Origin of the sequence: Tolypothrix sp. FACHB-123, from assembly GCF_014697075.1 — a bacterium.
Lineage (GTDB): Bacteria > Cyanobacteriota > Cyanobacteriia > Cyanobacteriales > Nostocaceae > Aulosira.
The window spans coordinates 97,103-115,373 of sequence record NZ_JACJRE010000005.1 but is presented as its reverse complement, the minus strand read 5'-3'; the positions used below and the strand labels follow the sequence as shown (position 1 = coordinate 115,373).

At 40.1% G+C, this 18,271-nt stretch carries 15 protein-coding genes; 6 read left to right on the top strand and 9 right to left on the bottom strand.

Going from position 1 to position 18,271, the window contains the following annotated elements:
- Positions 1–41 precede the first annotated feature (41 nt).
- The 4 genes from H6G41_RS05295 to lysS form a co-directional block, all read right to left on the bottom strand.
- The gene (locus H6G41_RS05295) at positions 42–3,374 is read right to left on the bottom strand and encodes a CHAT domain-containing tetratricopeptide repeat protein (protein ID WP_199316048.1); all 3,333 of its coding nucleotides are present in this window, start codon (positions 3,372–3,374) and stop codon (positions 42–44) included.
- A 2-nt stretch (positions 3,375–3,376) separates the two neighbouring features.
- Positions 3,377–4,096: a helix-turn-helix domain-containing protein gene (locus H6G41_RS05290; protein ID WP_190744272.1), complete on the bottom strand. Its 720-nt coding sequence runs from the start codon at positions 4,094–4,096 to the stop codon at positions 3,377–3,379.
- Positions 4,083–4,496 (bottom strand): type II toxin-antitoxin system RelE/ParE family toxin, encoded by a 414-nt coding sequence (locus H6G41_RS05285; protein WP_190744270.1) that lies wholly within the window; start codon positions 4,494–4,496, stop codon positions 4,083–4,085. The genes H6G41_RS05290 and H6G41_RS05285 overlap by 14 nt, the downstream gene beginning before the upstream one ends.
- A 178-nt stretch (positions 4,497–4,674) precedes the next feature.
- Positions 4,675–6,201: a lysine--tRNA ligase gene (gene lysS, locus H6G41_RS05280; RefSeq protein ID WP_190744263.1), complete on the bottom strand. Its 1,527-nt coding sequence runs from the start codon at positions 6,199–6,201 to the stop codon at positions 4,675–4,677.
- Between lysS and H6G41_RS05275 the strand changes: the two genes are divergently transcribed.
- The gene (locus tag H6G41_RS05275) at positions 6,200–8,053 is read left to right on the top strand and encodes a GUN4 domain-containing protein (RefSeq protein ID WP_190744262.1); all 1,854 of its coding nucleotides are present in this window, start codon (positions 6,200–6,202) and stop codon (positions 8,051–8,053) included. The genes lysS and H6G41_RS05275 overlap by 2 nt on opposite strands.
- A gap of 97 nt (positions 8,054–8,150) precedes the next feature.
- On the opposite strand, the gene H6G41_RS05270 is transcribed toward H6G41_RS05275, so the two are convergent.
- Positions 8,151–8,474, bottom strand: a complete 324-nt coding sequence (locus H6G41_RS05270; protein ID WP_242037808.1) for a hypothetical protein — start codon at positions 8,472–8,474, stop codon at positions 8,151–8,153.
- 367 nt (positions 8,475–8,841) lie between these two features.
- Positions 8,842–9,804 carry a M48 family metalloprotease gene (locus H6G41_RS05265; protein ID WP_190744260.1) on the bottom strand — a complete coding sequence of 321 codons (963 nt, stop codon included), beginning with the start codon at positions 9,802–9,804 and terminating at the stop codon, positions 8,842–8,844.
- 171 nt (positions 9,805–9,975) lie between these two features.
- Here H6G41_RS05265 and H6G41_RS05260 point away from each other — a divergent pair, with 171 nt between their 5' ends.
- The 4 genes from H6G41_RS05260 (at position 9,976) to H6G41_RS05245 (ending at position 13,722) form a co-directional block, all read left to right on the top strand.
- Positions 9,976–11,538 carry a helicase C-terminal domain-containing protein gene (locus tag H6G41_RS05260; RefSeq protein WP_190744258.1) on the top strand — a complete coding sequence of 521 codons (1,563 nt, stop codon included), beginning with the start codon at positions 9,976–9,978 and terminating at the stop codon, positions 11,536–11,538.
- Between the two features lie 139 nt (positions 11,539–11,677).
- Positions 11,678–11,818, top strand: a complete 141-nt coding sequence (locus H6G41_RS05255) for a hypothetical protein (RefSeq protein WP_190744255.1) — start codon at positions 11,678–11,680, stop codon at positions 11,816–11,818.
- 24 nt (positions 11,819–11,842) lie between these two features.
- Positions 11,843–12,061, top strand: coding sequence for a DUF2839 domain-containing protein (locus tag H6G41_RS05250; RefSeq protein WP_190744253.1), 219 nt, complete (start codon positions 11,843–11,845; stop codon positions 12,059–12,061).
- 1,313 nt (positions 12,062–13,374) lie between these two features.
- The gene (locus H6G41_RS05245; protein WP_190744251.1) at positions 13,375–13,722 is read left to right on the top strand and encodes a DUF1815 family protein; all 348 of its coding nucleotides are present in this window, start codon (positions 13,375–13,377) and stop codon (positions 13,720–13,722) included.
- A 308-nt stretch (positions 13,723–14,030) separates the two neighbouring features.
- Here H6G41_RS05245 and H6G41_RS05240 read toward each other — a convergent pair whose 3' ends face one another.
- Positions 14,031–16,064 (bottom strand): CHAT domain-containing protein, encoded by a 2,034-nt coding sequence (locus H6G41_RS05240; RefSeq protein WP_242037807.1) that lies wholly within the window; start codon positions 16,062–16,064, stop codon positions 14,031–14,033.
- Positions 16,065–16,362: 298 nt separating this feature from the next.
- Between H6G41_RS05240 and H6G41_RS05235 the strand changes: the two genes are divergently transcribed.
- Positions 16,363–16,863, top strand: a complete 501-nt coding sequence (locus H6G41_RS05235) for a thioesterase family protein (protein WP_190744246.1) — start codon at positions 16,363–16,365, stop codon at positions 16,861–16,863.
- A 189-nt stretch (positions 16,864–17,052) separates the two neighbouring features.
- On the opposite strand, the gene H6G41_RS05230 is transcribed toward H6G41_RS05235, so the two are convergent.
- Positions 17,053–17,250 (bottom strand): hypothetical protein, encoded by a 198-nt coding sequence (locus tag H6G41_RS05230; protein ID WP_190744245.1) that lies wholly within the window; start codon positions 17,248–17,250, stop codon positions 17,053–17,055.
- Positions 17,251–17,570: 320 nt separating this feature from the next.
- Positions 17,571–17,975 (bottom strand): hypothetical protein, encoded by a 405-nt coding sequence (locus tag H6G41_RS05225; protein WP_190744243.1) that lies wholly within the window; start codon positions 17,973–17,975, stop codon positions 17,571–17,573.
- Between the last annotated feature and the right edge of the window lie 296 nt (positions 17,976–18,271).

Genomic DNA, 18,271 nt, shown 5'->3' with positions numbered 1-18,271 from the left:
CTCGTGTTGACTGTTGAGGAATCAGGAAGTGCGATCGCTTATTATCGTAAACCCTGGCAGATGAAAGCAGACCAATAACGCGGATGAGAAAAGGGAAACTCTTGCTTAGAACTTTCGATAGCTTGAATTAATCGGTTAAATCTGGCATACATCTTATATTCACGCTCCCATTCGCGATGTTCTACTGTCCCAGGGCTGTATTGTCTTCTACTTTTTATGAGTTCTCTTTCCCTGGCTTGTGCTTCTGGAGAAATTTCTTTAACATCCTCTTTCCTTAAACTGCGTAAGGAGATTTGAGCTTGTCGTAAAGCTTCCGGACGGCTTTTACCCTGTTGTCTGTGTTGGTAGTAAAATACTGAAAATACTGCTGTGGCTAAATCATCTACTTCCCAGAGAGTACTGACAACGCTTCTCGCACCAGCACACAAAAAGCCTGTGGAGAGGGTGAGAATATCATCAGTTAGCCCAGGAATACCCAAATTCGTCTCACAGCAGGAAAGAAAAACATCAGAGAGATTGGGTAAACGCCATCCTGGTGTCATCAACTGCCCTAAAGTAATAGTGCCATCCCCCAATTTCAAATATGATGCAAGGGGATTGTCAAGACATGATTCAGCATGATGACAGCAATGAAGCACTTGGACTTGTTTAGCTAGCTGACGATAATTAGCTTTAGTCGCTTGAATGCTACCTCTCAGGCGTTGAGAGTGAGGAATGTTGTACAGTTTGGCAACTTTTTCACCTTCAAAACTGGCGCAGGGTAAATCATCTGTCGCATCTTCGATAGTGCCATACAATTCGCAGTTTTCTATTTTGTCGCGTTGTTGACAAAATTCCAATATTTGGCAGCTAGGAGTATAGCGAATCAGAAATTGATCTCCTAGATATTGATGATTTTCAATTGGTAAAGCCGCAAAGGGAATTTGGTGCAGCAATAAGTGAGGTACTAAAATTAGTTCTTCAATACCTTCTAAATGTTGAAAAATTAATTCAGGCAGTTGCAAACGTTGAGCTAGTTCGCTAAGAATCTGATTAATTTGGCTATTCCATGTCTGGTTATCACTTACATAAGGTGATATCCAATTCTGCTCAATCCAGTCTTGCAGCGTTTTTAGCCCTTGTCCGGTGCAAGTGTGGAGGGTAATTTGATTTTGTCGCAGGACAAAGATATAGGTGTGGTTATCGATAGTATAGAAATTGAGAATAGCGGTAGTAGGCTGGTCAATCAGCTTTTGGATTGCGGAAAAATTAGGAGCGCTAACTTGAATTTCGCCAGCTAACACAGGATCTAAGCGTCTGATTTGTTCCCAAACTTGCTGTTTTTCAGTTTCTAAAAATGCGATCGCTTCGTTGTAAGCTTGGAATACAGCGCGTGTTTGACTACCGTTATCGTTGGATATTGGGCGATCGCGTTCTTGATCAATTTGTTGTTGTAGTTCTTCATATTGCTGCAATAATTCTTTAACTTCTGGGGGAATTTCGCCGCTTTGGTAGAGATCGTTACTTGCCATTAAGTCTACCAGGCGTTTAGAGCGCGATCGCTCGGCATATTCAAAAGCTTTTTCAATTTGTCCTGCGTTGATGCAGATTTCTACCATCTCTTGGTAAATATCAATAGCTTCTTCTAGAATTTCTTGGCGGCGAGTTTCAGAATTATCCCAGGTACGATAGGTTTCGATCGCTTCTATAGCTGTGGCGTAGCCTTGAATGGCTGTTTCCCACTTATCTTCCATAAGACTTATGAAGGCAAGAGATCTTCCTGCGTCATAGGATAGCCGAGGAAACCTATTAGGTGTATATATTTCTAACTCTTGCTGCCAACAATGGATAGCTAAAGCAATATTTTCTTGATGATTTCCTTGGATGCGATTTGCATAAGCACCACCGAGATTATGTTGAATATCAGCCCATCTTTCAGGAAAGCGATCGCGGGTACATACTTGTAATGCTTCTTGGAAGTGATATATAGCTTTTTCAAAATCCTGAATTCCACCATAAGCAATCCCTAGTTCCATGTGAGTTAAACCACAAAGTTCTTGGTTGCGCTCTGGAGTATATTCTTGCAGTGCTTGCTGAAAATAGAAAATAGCCTGTTTAATATTCTCAGTTTTAGAAACCACCATTCTATCGACGTAAACTGTAGCAAGATGTAATTGAATTTCTGCCCATAGATGTGGATCGCGATCGCGGATATCTACTTGTAAAGCATCTTGACAATGCTGAAGAGACAGTTCTAAATTTTCCGATTTATCTCCATCAATACGTCTGCGAAAAGCAATACCTAAATAGCTTTTGGTTTTAGCCCATGCTTCGGGGAAATGTTGTTGCGTCCTTACTTGTAGAGCTTGCGTAAAACAATTGATAGCAGATTCAATATTTTCGCTTTCATCTCCTCGGATACGATGCAGATAGGAATTACCTAAATGTTGTTGAATCTTTCCCCACTCTTCGGGATATTTTTCAGCAGTAAATACTTGTAATGCCTGTGTATAAAAATGGATAGATTTTTCTAAATTTTTACCTCTATCTCCTATGTAACTAGCATGGTAATAATCACCCAAATTTAGTTGGATATTTGCCCATTCTTTTGGATTTTGTTCTTTTGTAGATAAGTTTTGCGTTAACTGACTGAGTCCCTGTTGAATATATTCTTCTATATCATCTTCCCTGTTTTCACATGAGATTCTATCAAGATTATACTGGAGCTTTAACCATAGTTTAGTAAACCGTTCTGGTGGAAACTCTTGGATTGCCTCTGTAAGATGCTGAATTGCTTGTTTAATATTCTCAGAACGTTCACCTTGAATGCGATCGCCATAGGCAACTCCCAGGTCATTTTTGGCACTTAGCCATTCTTTAGGATAGCGCTTTAGTGTGTGTATTTCTAATTCTTGATAAAAACAGCGGATAGCTTTTTCAATATTCTCTGCTCGTTCTCCTCTCCAACATTCCAGGTATAATTCGCCGAGATTGTGTTGAATCATCGCCCATATTTCGGGAAAGTGAGAACGAGTAACTAACGTTAGTAAAACTTCATAACCAGCAATGCAAATCTCCTCACAAACAACTCTATTTCCCTGCTCAAACTCATTCAACAAAAGCATTAATTTTACAGTAGCATCTGCTGTAGCATAAGCTTGTTGAGAATTTGTAGATAATTTAGTTGTTAACCATCGTCTGAAAACTGGAGGAAATTCCTGATTCAACTTATCTTTGTTAGCTTCAAGCAACCGATAAGCAACTTTAGGTTTATTTGGATTAGCTGAAATTACCTTTAATAATTTATGTAAAAAATCAATATAAAATTTATATTGATTTTGGTTCTTTTTTGGTTTTTTAACACCAAAACCTTTCACTATATTATTAAAGCTCATGTTTAGTTATATTTATCAATGAAATCTACTAACTTCTCTACTAGTTCTTCTGCTAAATCTAACAACTCAATTTCATCAATTTCATTATTGCTTCCGCGATTACTTTCTCCAACCGCCACACTACCCGCCAATACATTCTTAACAGCAAAAATTCGGTCTTCTTCAGATAGACTCAGACATTTTTCTAACTCTATAGCAATTTCTGGAATTGCCTTTGCACCTAAACGCTCTCTTACTTTTACTGCTACTAAATCATCACTTTCCAGCAGTTTTACTAAAGCGGTTCTCAGTCCATTATTTTCGCTAGCAAACTTCTCAATTGCTGCACAAACATATTCCCGCACGCTCATGTTCGCCGCTAATGCTTTTTGTGCCACTATATCTGGTACATCTACTAGCAATACACCATCGTTATCGCTGGCTTGATATAAGTCATCCCCTTGTTTAATGGCTACTAGCAAATCTGCACCCAAGGTATGTAAATAGTGCAACACTGATTCCAATTCATGGTCTTTTAACGCCGATTCCAATTTGGAAACCGCCGCTTGCTTTACTCCCAATTTTTCGGCTAGCTGTGCCTGAGTTAATCCTGATTTATTACGTATTTCCCGCATAGCATCGGTAAGATAGAGACGTAAATACTCTAGCTTCCCTGCCAAAATCACCTCTGAATCGTCGCTGATTGGCTGCTGTAACCAAGCTTGAAAATTAGGCTTTTTCATGATTCCTCTGCTGCAATTCTCGCAATCTCTCTCTTGCAGGCGCTTTGTCTCTTTCTTTGATAGCGTCGTTGTATTTTTTCATAAAGGCATGTAGCACCACAAACCGCTGAGGAGTCACAGCCGTTAAAATAAATCTTGGGTTATGTTCGCTTTTAGTCATCCGTAACTCATACAGATCATCTTCCAGCTTCTCAAAAATGCCACTGGTGAGTGATGCTAGTCCTTTGTTGCACAGGTAGCCAAGATTAACCTGCAAGCGTCTGGTTTCGGAAGCACTGAGTAATGGCTTTGGTGGATGTTCTGGTTCCTCCTCTGCTGGAATCATCCTGATGAAAAAAGCAAGTAAATCTTTAGGGATTTCTCCATTGCCATCTTGATAAACTTCCCAAGTCCAGGTCACTTCCTACCTCACAATATATTATTCCCTATAAGGAATGTCAAGCTCATTATTCTTTATAAGGAATATCATAGAGAATTAGTAAGAGCAAGTAAGATAATCAAATATTGAATGATAAAACATAGTGCGTTATGGCTTTGCCTAACGCACCTTACTGTTTTTATGCAATTGCGAGTGTTGATTAAGTAGTTGCTTCTGGGGATGAGTCAGATTTTTCGGGTTTGAGTAGGGGAAAGGCGATCGCATCCCGAATACTGGCAGAATCAGTTAATAGCATCACCAAGCGATCTATCCCGATTCCTAAACCCCCTGTAGGTGGCATACCATATTCCAATGCTGTCAAAAAGTCCTCATCAACACCTTGGGCTTCTAAGTCGCCAGCCGCTTTACGCGCAGCTTGGGCTTCGAGGCGTTCCCTTTGGTCAATGGGGTCGGTAAGTTCTGAGAAACTGTTACCCGTCTCCCGTCCAACTATAAATAACTCAAACCTTTCTACCAAACCAGGCTGAGAACGGTGGGGTTTAGCCAAAGGCGAAATTTCTACAGGATAGTCAATAACAAAGGTAGGCTGAATTAAATTGGCTTCTACCTTTTCTTCAAAGGCTAAGTTCAGTAACTTGCCGATAGATTGGGCTTCATCTACACCTGGAATCCCAGCATTTTTACTGGCTGTTTTTGCATCTTCCAAGGTTGGGAATGAATTGTAATCTAAACCTGTAGATTCTTTAACTAAATCGTGCATTGTTACCCGCCGCCAAGGTGGTGTTAAATCAATAGCTTCCCCTTGGTAGGTAATTTGCAGTGTTCCGAGGACATCTTGAGCGACAGCGGTAATAATTCCCTCTGTCAACGCCATCATATCGTTGTAGTCGGCGTAGGCTTGGTAAATTTCAATGGTAGTAAATTCTGGGTTGTGTCGGGTGGAAATTCCTTCATTGCGGAAAATTCGCCCTAACTCAAACACCTTCTCAAAACCGCCCACAATCAACCTTTTGAGATGAAGTTCTGTAGCAATCCGCAGATACAACTCCATATCTAAGGTGTTGTGATAGGTGATAAACGGGCGTGCATCTGCTCCCCCAGCCTCACTTTGCAGCACTGGCGTTTCAATTTCTAGAAAATCGCGCTGTTCTAAATAGCGACGAATTCCCGCAGTGATTTGGGCGCGACGGCGGAAAGTTTGCCGCACATCAGGATTGACAATCAAATCAACATAACGCTGACGGTAGCGTTTAGCCACATCCGTCAACCCATGCCACTTGTCGGGTAGAGGCAACAGAGATTTAGTGAGGATGGTGTATTGTTTGACGTAGACCGATAACTCGCCCTTTTCAGTCCGTTTAATAGTGCCTTTGACTCCCAAGATGTCGCCAGCATCTGACAGTTGCTTCAGGTGATTGAAAGCATCAGCATCAATCTCTGCCATGCTTTCTTGAATGCGATTTTTCTCTAAATAAAGCTGAATCGTGCCTGTTTCATCTTGCAAAGTAAAGAAAGCCAATTTACCAAAGACGCGACGCGCTAAAATGCGTCCAGCAATGGCAACTTCTAAATCAACTTCTTCTCCACTGGGTAAATCAGCAAATTTTTCTTGTAGTTGTGCTGCGTGGTGAGTAGATTCCCATCGATAGGCATAGGGATTCATTCCCAGCTGTTTTAGCTGATCTACTTTTTCCAGCCTCGCGGCACGGATATCTTCTTCCGACATGGTAACGAACGCTCATAGGGCAAGATTAATTATAGATGCTGCAAAAGTAGCCGCGACTGTTAAAGCTAAAAAGAGATTACCAGGGGATAAAAGACAAGCAGATGAGGAATGCAGAGAAATCACCAATGCCCCATACCTCATAAATAGTGACACACTTCACGCTAACAGGCTAAAACAGAGTGGATTTTCGGATGACATCACATCTACCACTATGGCTAACCCTGCAAAAGTAATCCCCTTACCTGCTTTTATTGACAATATTCTCTCGAATTTGCTGAAAAATACTGCTGCTAGTATTGCACGCAAGCTAGAAGAGATAGCTAGCGGTTACAGTACTTCTGCTTTTTTGCCATTTCCTGTTAAAGAAGATACTCGATATATAGAAGCGTTAATTAAATATCAGGATATTTTTCATCATCATCTCTATGAGTTACCTATCCAGTTGCGATCGCAATTTAGCAAAAAACTCCTAACTCTGTTACTAGAATGGCAAGCTAATCAAATTCAGCATCGATTGAAAGATATCCGTAAGATTTTTGAATCGAGAAATTTGGCTAATATTTTTAGCCAAGAACAAAGTTACAATATTTTAGATGAAGGGCAAAAAAAATACCGTTTAGTTGTATTGGTTTCTCCGCCAAATGTTAGCCCTAATTGCCCATCTTCTTTACAACATGACCTACCAATAGAACTACCAGAAAAATTAAAGGCTTTTTTACATAAGGATTATCCACCTAATAGCGATCTCTGCCCAGTTGGATTTTATAGCGACTATTTCATTCGTTCTATTACTGATGCAGATGTCCTCCAGCTAAAACAAATTTTAGCTGACGTACCAACATTAGTACTACATAGCAAAATCACTGATTACGAAGTTTACTTCCAACTGAATTTTTGGCATCCTCAAAATAGTAATATTGCTAGCATTTCCATGCCAGCTTGGAATTGGGAAGAAGTTAAGGAATCTTTACAAGCAGCCGAGTACGATGAAATTCGAGCAATTCGTACTATTAGACAAATCATAGTGACAATTCACCAATTACTAGCTGCTTTTATTACCGATTGGTATTATTTACATCTTAATCCTAGCTATGAACCCCAACTGTTTCATTTAGAATCAGAATTTGCTTTGGGCAAATGGTCAGCAGATTTACTCAGTCCTTATATTGAGACGATTAAGGATATTTATTTACAGCAAAAACAAGTATTTCAACAAAGTTTAAAAGAGTTAACTGAACATGAATATACAGCATTATATGAGCAATACAACAAAATCGAAAAACTGGTAATTACCGCAGATAATTGGGCAATAGAAGAGGAAGAAACTTCCAATATCAGCAGTAAATCTGGCATACATTACTCTCAACTTCGTCATCTTTTATCTGAAAATAAATGGCAAGAAGCTGATGAGGAAACCAGCCAAATTTTGCTAACATTGGCAATGCCATATAGACAAAATTTAGCACTTGAGCAACCCGAAAAAATTACCTTCAATGAACTATTCTTTTCTAGGGATTGTGTGAATTCTATTCCTTGTGAAGATTTGCGGATTATTGATAAGCTTTGGTTAACTTATAGTAACTCCCATTTCGGGTTTAGTATCCAAACTTGTATTTGGCAAAGCCTCATCCAAACAACCAAAGATGTAAACTTAAACTGTAAAGATTTTGTTGAAACTGTGGGCTGGTTTGTCAATGAAAATTGGCGCAAGGATGAGGAAATAATCTATGAAATTGATGCGCCTATCGGTCATCTTCCCTTTGCGTTTACAAAGTTATTTCCGCTAACTGAAGTTAACAATTGGGGGGAATGGTACAATTTTTACTATCGCCTGCAAACTTGCGAACTCTAAAACAGAGTATAACGGTAGCAATCCTATTTAATTTGTGAATTTACTCTGAATAATAAAACAATAGATTTTTTTCACTAATTATATGGGATTGTTAGCTTTATATCGCCGGAGTATTTTTAGGGAAAATAAATTTCAATTTGAGATTGGTAAATTTCAATATAGCTTTAATTAGTTCTTGCTGTTCTGGATTTAAATTCAGTTTTTCTAAAGCTTGATTAAGATTAGCTCTTTGATGTAACTCTCGAATTAATTGGGCACGTTGTGATGAATCTAACACAGCCTGAATTTCCCGATTTCTTCTTTGGCGAACAGCCTGAAGCCTTTGGCGTTGTAAAGGAGTTAAGTCAGATTCTGGGTATGATTTAGTAGCTTGGACAACTATGAAGTTAGAGTTAAATTTAGCTGGTAATGCTAAGGCCATTCCAGGTGTGTAACAGAACAGCAAAAGAATATATGTTATTATAAAAAATAATTTTGTAAATTTAATTATCATTGAAAATTTTATCAATTCTATAGGTATATAGACAATAAAGGCAGCAGGACTGTGAAATTTATGATACTTGATAGTTTCAACTTTCAACTATCAAGTATCATAAATTAATTTTGTCACTTACTGAAGTATTTTATTAAAACTATAATAGTAAGCCTACCAAAATCCATATATGCTGGGCATTGCGCAGCATCCAAGTACGCAAAGTACAGAGCTGGTTTCTGAAATTAAATTGACTGCCTGTGGTACGTTGAGGAAATCCTAACGTACCAACGAAAAAATTATTTGATAATCAAAATTACTCAGATTTTTTAATTCTGTTAATTTCTCGTTGTAATTCTTCAATTTGCTGACGCAATTTTTCTGCATCAGTTTCAGAAGTTTGAGAAGAAACATTAACAGATCCAGAGGCAGGCGATCGCTGATAATTACCTTGGCGAATTTGCTGGTATTCTGCCGATACTGCCCACTCCCGTAAATATCGCAAGCGTTCCACCGCAAAAGGATGGCTGAGCATCATTCCTTGCCCGCCATTGTACATCAGGAATTTGTAAACTTGATTGAGTACATCGGTATCTAATGCCTGATAATTTTCTGACTGCTGGATAAATTCTTGTAAACTACATTCATTGGCATATTTGATACTGCCACCTGAGACTTTCATCATTGAAGACATGACGGGATTCAAGTCATCAATCACTAACAACGCCGCCCTGTCTGCTGATAACTCCGCTTTGCGCCGCCACTCAAAAAAGGCGTAAATCAAAGCCTGAGTAACAACGTTACCCAACCCAAAGGTTAATTCACCTAAGGCGGAAGCAGCACTCATCGCCCACATCGCCATTTGAATTAAAATAGTATGACCACATTTAATATGCCCCAGTTCATGGGCTAGCACCGCCCGAATCTCGACTTCATCTAGTAAGTCAAGTATCCCTGTGTTTATGACTATGTAAGGATTTTCTTGCCCCAAAGCATAGCTATTTGCTTGGGGATTCTGCAAGACAAAAAGTGTAGGTTCTGGATAAATATCCAAATCCCGCACGCATTCGCGAAACATCTGGTAAATAGTGGAGTATTGTCGTGGCCCAACTTGGATGGTGTTACCCATTAGATAAACTAACTGTGGGCGTTCATAGATAAATTCCACAAATTTACGAGCGATTAAATCAAATCCCGGTAAACTGCGTAAAGCTTGCTCGGCTTGGCGATCCAGTGGATGTCTGAAGGCTTCGCTGGAGATTCCTGTGTAAATTGGCATAATTCAGGGAAATTGGTCAATGATCAATGGTCAATGGTCAATAGTCGATAGCAAAACAACTGACAACTTTACAGATAAGGGTTATCGCGTCTCTGACAACTGACTAATGACAAGATAATGGAAATGGGGCTATTCGGAAGTAAAAATCATTTTGTATGGGATTAGAAGCGTGTGATTGAGGCAGAAGTTCATTTGTCACTACATAACTTTTTGCGATCGCAGGCGGGTTTCCCTTCCTGGCCCCATCATTTGACGATGGCAAGGTTGGTAGCACGCGCCTTGCGCTTGGGACGTAGCGCTTTAATTCAAGTCGGGGCAGTTTGTGGCTATCAAGGACGATATCGCACAAGTTTTGTCGCCTCGGCATTGATGTGGCACGGCCCTGTAATTATTGTGGCTCCTCAAACAGTGCAGCAACGGTTGTTAAAAGTCGAAATTCCGCGCCTACAGCAGTGGCTGCAAGCCAAAAAGCCAATTAGAACAGGTGACGCTTGGCCTGGTGCGGAGTTCCAAGGGCTACTACTAACCACCCCAGCAGCTTGGTTAAGTAAACAAATTAAAGATGAGGGACATTTCCCGCCTGGTGTGCCGACAATTATTGATGGGGTGGACGATTTGGAAGATTGGGTACGCCAAGAACTTACCCAAACTATTCAACCCCATGACTGGGATGAACTCATGCTAGCTTGTCCGGGACATGGGGAGACTATTTGTGCTGCAAAAGCACAACTGACGAAGGATTTTTTCCTGCACCCAGCTAATCCTTATGAGTGCTATCTCATCTCTCAAGCAGAAATTGATGTTTTGCAACATCTGTATGCAGTATTAGATCCAGCTGAACTACCTGATGCTTGGAAAAACTTCTGGCACTATTTCCAAAATCTGCCAGAAAATCTCTCCGGATCGTCTCCTGCATCGCCTTCTCTTCTCTGGGCTACCATTGCCCGTCGTCAAGGTTTATTTTCCTTACACTGCGCCCCGATTGAATTAGGAAAAATAGTCGCCCCAATTTGGCAACGACAACCGATAGTTTTTGTTGGTAGCGCCTTAGAACCCGAAACGGAAGCGCCTCTATTTCGTCAGCGTTTGGGGTTAGAAGATGTGACTTGTTTGAAGTTCTCATCTGATAGCCAAACAGATGCGATTCAACTTTACATACCTTATAAGCTGCCTTTACCCAATACGCCAGAATTTCAAGCGGCGTTTATTCATAAGGTGCGTACCCTTTTATGTTTGAGTGCGACTGCACCAGGATTAACAGTCGTGTTAATTGGAGATGTGCCGCTAAAAGCCCAAACCGGTGCAATTCTCGCTGCTGAGTTTGGTTCGCGAGTACAGGTAGAAAAAACTTGTCTCGATGACAATGGGATTTTAATTAGCGGCTGGGAATTTTGGCGAGAACATCAAGGTGTTTTACCGCCACCTCATTTGTTAATTATTGCGACATTGCCCTTGCCATCTTTAGAAAGCCCTCTAGTTGCTGGTAGGGTAGCTCACTACAAGCGATCGCATCAAGACTGGTTCCGTTTATACTTATTACCCACAGCTTTAAACGAACTCCAACGCGCTGTAGCTCCCGCACGAGAAAGTCAAGGCATAGTAGCATTACTAGATGGGCGTGTAGTCAATCGCAGCTATGGTGCGCAAATTCTCGCCGCTTTAAGTCCCCTCGCCAGAATTAACTACCTCGATCCCAGCCTGTTCTCCCACAACAACGAAGAAAATTCAGCTTAGTCCAAAAAAACAGTCAACAGTCAACAGTCAACAGTCAACAGAATAACGCCTATCTGACAAGCTTTGTGCTGAATTTAAATTTAGCTAGATTTCCGCCTGATTCTACAAGTCTATTTCAATGCCCAATGCCCAATGCCCAATGCCCAATGCCCAATGCCCATTAACTATTTACGTTTTGTCAACCACAGAGCGATCGCTCCACGCCACAAGCTATCATCAGTTCACATACCTTAATTGGCAAAGTGCTATCGCTGCCAATATCAACCAAAAAGTTACATGAAATTAGAAATTTAAATTGCTGATTATGGGTGAAGCAAAGCGTCGTAAAGGCACACTAGGCGAAAAATACGGTCAAGATACTACCCGGATCTTACCTTGGGTTCCAATTTCCAAATCTCAAGGTGAACTATTTGTCAGTTGGACAACTCGGGGGGCCTGGATTGGTATTGGCGTGATGGTAGCTGCTTGGGTAACCATCCGGTTTATTGGCCCGGCTTTTGGTTGGTGGCAAGTAGTTTATTAACTAATGTCTCTTGAATTCTCCATTGCGCTGACAGGGTGGGCGGTGTCGCTTTGATGGTGACTAAATCATCAGAAAAATGGGTAGAAACCCCGTCCTTCAAGGACGGCTTTACATAGAGCGTGGTAAAATAGAGATGGTCAATGACCCACCCGCGACGATGGAGACATAAACCCTAACACCAAAGTTGGCGATACTTCGCAACGGGGAAGAAAAATCGGTAGACCGGGAAAAGAGGATGGGGCAATGGACAGTCCAACCCTGGAATCAAAAATATATCAGAAATTTCTGTTTGAGATTTCGATACATGAGAACCGCAGGGCTTGCGGGGATAGTCTGTGGAGCGAACATCAGACCAAAACTCCTTGTGGGTGGAGGCAGTTGCTATGAAACAGAAACCTAAATCGTGAGATTTAGGAATCACCTCGCCTTTAGGTCGGTGAGGATGTCAACCTCAATTTATATCAATCGCTGAGGGGCACAATTTAGGTTGTGCCCTCATCTGTCTTAATCGCAACTAACAGCTAGACCGCATAATTACGCTTAATTATAAAGTTTTCTGTATTTTATGTAACTTTTTTCTATAATGGACAAAAAAAATTAGTAGCTTATGTAACAATATCTCTGCAATCTCAAAAGTCCGGAAAATCTTGCCTAAATGGCAACATAGGTTTTTTCACTAGAGTTATTCTCAGTGTTTAATCCTGTGGAAGGGGGTTTTACATTTGGCATTACGGTTACGTTACACTGAATGTATAATCCAAAACAGATAACTTATCTAAGCTTAGGGAATACTAATTTCAAAGTTTTATGGTCATCTGCCAAATGCCATAGATTGAGGGCATTTTAACTCAAGGTATCAAGTACTGGGTAAGACCAAGCAGATGTTAGAGAATAGACTAGTTGATTAAGCGAGTTTATGTCACTCAGGCTACAGAAACTAGCCCCAAAGCTTTTACCAGTCAGGAATTTGACTTTACTAGGCAATCAAAACCCAATATGTATCTTTTATATGGTTGACTAGTAGCAAATTTGAGTTACTCTTAAAGCGGATTACTTCTCTGAAGCATCTAAACTGACCCAAGCGCATAAAGACAATCTTAAATTTAGCAATTCTGTCTGATATTTTGCCTTTGCAAATTGAATACTTTGATACGGTACTTAAATCCGTTATCCACTACCCTAAGCTAGGTGGTCAAGAAAAGTCTACGTAAACTGATGGTTATTGTAAGGGATAGTTTACAATACCATTGGATGAGAAAATCTAAAGAAAATATAAAAGAAATTCAAATGACTGTGGTGTCTGGAGGACAAAAGTGTTTCTGAGACTAGCGCATCAACATCGGCAATTCGTCCAAGACTTGGTAATGAACCTACAAGCCTTGGCAATAGTACTGGAGCGACGCGGATATCCTGCATCCTGCTATACCTGCGGCGACCAAATGAATAGTGCTTCATTTATGGTCAGCTTGGGAGATAATCACTTAATTCGGTTTTTAGTATCTGATTACGGTATTACTTGGACAGAAATGCGGGATGACCGCGAATTAATGAAGTTAGAAGGCGCGGAAGCGATTAGTCAGCTACAAGAGCTAGCTAATATCGTCAAGCAATCTGCACCACCAACGATCGCAGCGAATAAAGCCCTCGCCAAGAAGTTTTAAGGATTCTTGCATCTAATGGGCTATTGCAAAACAACTACAAAGGATCTATTTGGTAATTGGGAATTGGTAATTATGGATAGGTTAACCCTCATCTATTACCCATTCACCATTACCTTTAGTTGATTTACTGAGGAATGGCTGACTACATCTTGTGAGAAAATAAACTTCTGTGTGGCGATAATTGCCACATCATCAACTGATGTATATAGCCAGATTTTTAACAAACCTTATTCTTCATCAGCCACAGACTCTAGAAAAGCATTCTTGTCTATCTGCTTGAGAAATCGGTAAAAATTTGGTAGCAAAAATTACAAAGGGTTGCCAATGATAATAAAGGGTGCCCAATAGTAGGGATGGTTGAGACCACTGCTTGTGGCTATGTTAAGACTATTATTGCCTTGAGGTTTTCCCGTAATTAAAGCAATTTGTGTTTGTCGCAAAGCTTCAGCTTTTGTCAGCTTCCCTGAAGATAACAAGGTGTAAAAAGCACTCATCAATGCTTGCGTACCACCATCATCTACAGACCACAATGAGGCTATAGTGGCTCTAGCGCCAGTTCTTTGCATTTGGTAAGCAAACCCTAAAATCTCTTCACCGTTACCTAATTTACCGCCTAAACCGGTTTCACAGGCACTCAAGACAACTAAATCTACGTTGGGTAAAGACCAATTTGCGACATCTTGCAGGTGAATGCGATCGCCATTCCCAAATAAAATAAATGAGTCTTCTGGTTTACCGACCACAAAAGCTGCATGGGTAGCTAAATGGACAATGGTATAGTCATCCATTTGCGGGATCGTGGCTTGGGGGCTAAAGGCTGTATCAATCAATTTTTGCGATCCGGGGAGAGTAGCGGCGATACTTTCTACTTCTTGTCCTGCAAATGGTAACCCAGCATAATTGAGTCGTTGATTACCCACTTGAAATTGGTAGTTACCCTTAGTAAACGCACCTGCTAAAGCCCGGAAATTTGTTTTTGGTGGGGTGTTAAAGCTACTTAGGCTAGCAGCAGTGATGTAATTGACACTAAAGCGCTCAACTAGCCATTGCTTACCATCATGTAAAGCGGTGAGAGGAATGTAGCGTAATTGATCGTCTGGTGCATAAACTAGTTGCTTGGCCCCTGCTAATTTGATGTCATTTTCTATGGGTTTGATCAGCCAGTCGTATAACTGATTGGCTGATTTTTTCACATCCTGACGCCGGGGACTTTGTAAGTCTTGGCGAAAACTAGCTATTGTTTGGTTTAGCTGTTCTCTGGTGACTTTGACTGAGCGATGGACGGGTACGGATTCCGGGCTAACTACTACCAATTCCAAGCTATCTTGGAGAATTAGGGGATAAATTAGGACAGATTTTTGCGGTAATTTGGCTAAATTATCGCGCAATTCGTTGATACTCGCCAAATCTAAACTTTGTCCTTTGGCTGTTCGCCTAATTTGCTCTAGCTGTGCTTTTACAGGTGGACTAGCGATAAAATCGTTAAATTGCTTTAAGAGTTGTTGCTGAGTTAAGACGATTTCTTCTATACGTTGTTTTTGCTGTGGCGATCGCTTTTCGGGAGGAATTTTCCGCAGTTTTGTTAACTCCTTACCAAGTTCAACAGCACTATCCAAGGTTTGATCCAACTTTTGTTTCGTTGCTGTTTCTTGGGGGATAATATTGATCCCTTTAGCAGTTTGTTGATTACCCCGCACTCCCGAAAGAAAGTCTTGTACTTCTTCCACCTTCAGCAGATCCAGACTGCGTTGTGCTTCGGGAACCCGTCCCTGCTTCAGTAATTTTTCGCCTAAAATCCGGTAGGTTTGGGCAACAGTGATACTATAAGCATCGGGTTGGGGTGCAGATAGCAATGATGGATTGAGTCTTGCTTGCTCGCGATTGATCAGACAGTGTTTATAAAAGAAAATTGCTAACTCTGGTTGCTTTTGGATATCAAACAAGTAGCCGATATTACTATAGGTCTTACCTGTTTGGACGCGATCGCCTAATTCTCTGTTAATTAATAAAGCCTGCTGATACGATTGGAGCGCTTGGGCATAATTGGCTTGTTTTTGGTAAATTCTGCCCATATTGTTCAAAGTGACAGCTTCCCAAAAGCGATCGCCCGTATCTGTGCTAATAGTTAAAGCTTGTTGTAATTTCTCAAAACCTGCTTTTAACTGACCTTGCTCCCATAATTTTACTGCTTCTTCGTTCAGCAGCTTAATCTGAGTAGCTTGCTGACTATTAACTGAAGGCTGATTGTTGTCTTTTGCGTTTTGTTGCGTGCTAGGATTTTGATTTACCTGTTGATTTTCTGGGGTAGTACACCCAGAAAGGCAAATCACAAGGGTAGTCATCACAAAACTGCATAGTGGAAAATAATAACGCATAACAAAACACCCCCGATTTTTGGGAGCGTAGATGCTAAATTAATAAATTATCGGATTTTGCTAATTTTGAGGAAGCAAAGCTAATTCAGCATTTTCATCTATCTTTGACTATTCTAGCAGAAAGAGCAACTTTAAGGTTTCCACCCCAACTTGAGCTTTTTTCACCATCTAGAAATATGGGGTTTTGACAAAGCATCAATGATTTTGTTAGTAATTTTTATGTTATCCCAGAGGTATAAATTCATCAGTACTGAAAAAATTAAACATGTCAGCAAATCAACCAACTCAACCAGAATTACCACCCACTACTGCCATTGATAAACCATCAAATTATGCATTTGAAGATTGGTTTGCCTATCCTGTCAGAGTTTACCCTCACCATACTGATTGTGCAGGAATTGTCTGGCATGGTAACTATTTAACTTGGATGGAAGAAGCACGGGTAGAATGCTTGCGATCTATTGGGATTGATTATACCAATTTAGTGGCTTTAGGTTGTGATTTAGCAGTTGTCAACATTTCCCTGCATTATCATCGTTCTCTCATGTTAGGTATGGATGTGTTAGTCAAAACACGCATGACTGATGTGACTGGTGTCAGGATGAATTGGGACTATGCGATCGTTTCCACTGATGGACAACAATTGTATACCACTGCTAAAGTAACTTTAGTAGCCTTAGATCGCGAAAGAGGTAAGATTATGCGCCAGTTACCCGCCGCCTTCAAGGATGCATTACTCAAGATTTCTACATTACACAATAATTGATTTCAAAAGATGAAGTCTGAAATATGTAGACAATTAGGGAACTCTAAAAAATAAACAACAGCTTGATTTCGTTGGCGGTTGACGGTTGACGGTTAGCGGTTGACTGTCAACGGTTAACCATAGCAATGGAATATCTTTTTACTAGAAAGCTCCTTACTTCGTAGCTACATATTACATACTTCATCCCGATTACTTACCAGTGCGGATTTGCGACAGAGTTTGTGGCAAGTTAGTTATCAGATCCCAAATATCTTGGGGAGTAATGCCAAAACTGATGTGTAATAATATCAAGATCGCTGCTAGAGTAAGTGCAGTTCTGATAGTTGTTTTCAAAACTTTCCATAATACTGCAAATACGATCCAAGCTAAAATTAAGGTAGGAATCATAGGTATAAATTGCTGGAAAATAGCCCTTGTCTAAAAGGGTCTTTGCGCTCACAATTCCGACTGCAAAAGTGAAATTCTCCTTTTGACACGAATTATGCTGAGCATTATACCCGATAAGATTCCAAACTCTGAAAATTTAAATAATAATTTTTGCTACAAATATGCAAAAAATTCTCGCCTTTAGCAGTCAAAGGTAAGCAATGAGAAACAAGTGCGATCGCTCTTGAGTCTTTAGGATTAATTCTGCGTCACGGTTGAGTCAGGGATTTAACAAAAAAAAGTACTTATACTTACTAATAACCTCTTAGCTCTGACTGCGACTAAGAGCGATCGTCCCGATTAAAGAAATTTTTAGAAGTTGATTTGCTTTTAGAAGGTGAATATTCAGGACAGTTTTTAGCCTCTTCTGTCATTACCAAAGAAGGCTGGACTGCACATTTAAGATAATGGTTGTTGGCATAAAATTGACAATTTTTACAAGGAACTTTCCGTAAAGTATGAATTATAAAACCTTTTTTATTTTCTCGAGATGTTTGGTGCTTGCGTAAAAGTATAAAAAAACTTATCCAAGTAATAAACACAGCGAGAGGAGTTAAAGATATAGCTAGATCAGGTATAGTAAATGGCTCTTGTTTAGATTGCTCATATTTGACATCAGTCTGAGTTTCTTGAGCTATGTTTTTATTGGCGATCGCACTTTTTTGTAATATCAGTTCAAGCGACATATTATCTACCTTTGCTTAATCAACATCAAGAAAATAATTTTCATAAATCTTTGAATCGCTGGTATGAAGTTGCAGAAAGCACTGCTTTAATTATAGGTTTAGCAAAACAGCAGTTATGTCATATCTGCCGCGAGTTTTGCTTGTTATTAATTGTTATATACCTAAAGGCATAAATTCAGAAGTTGCTGTATAAATATAAGTTTCTATGTTAAAATATATCGGCACATTATTAGAGATAAATATCTATTTCTGTCGTCACAGTACTCCTATTGTTTTCAGTAGAAAATTAAGTATAT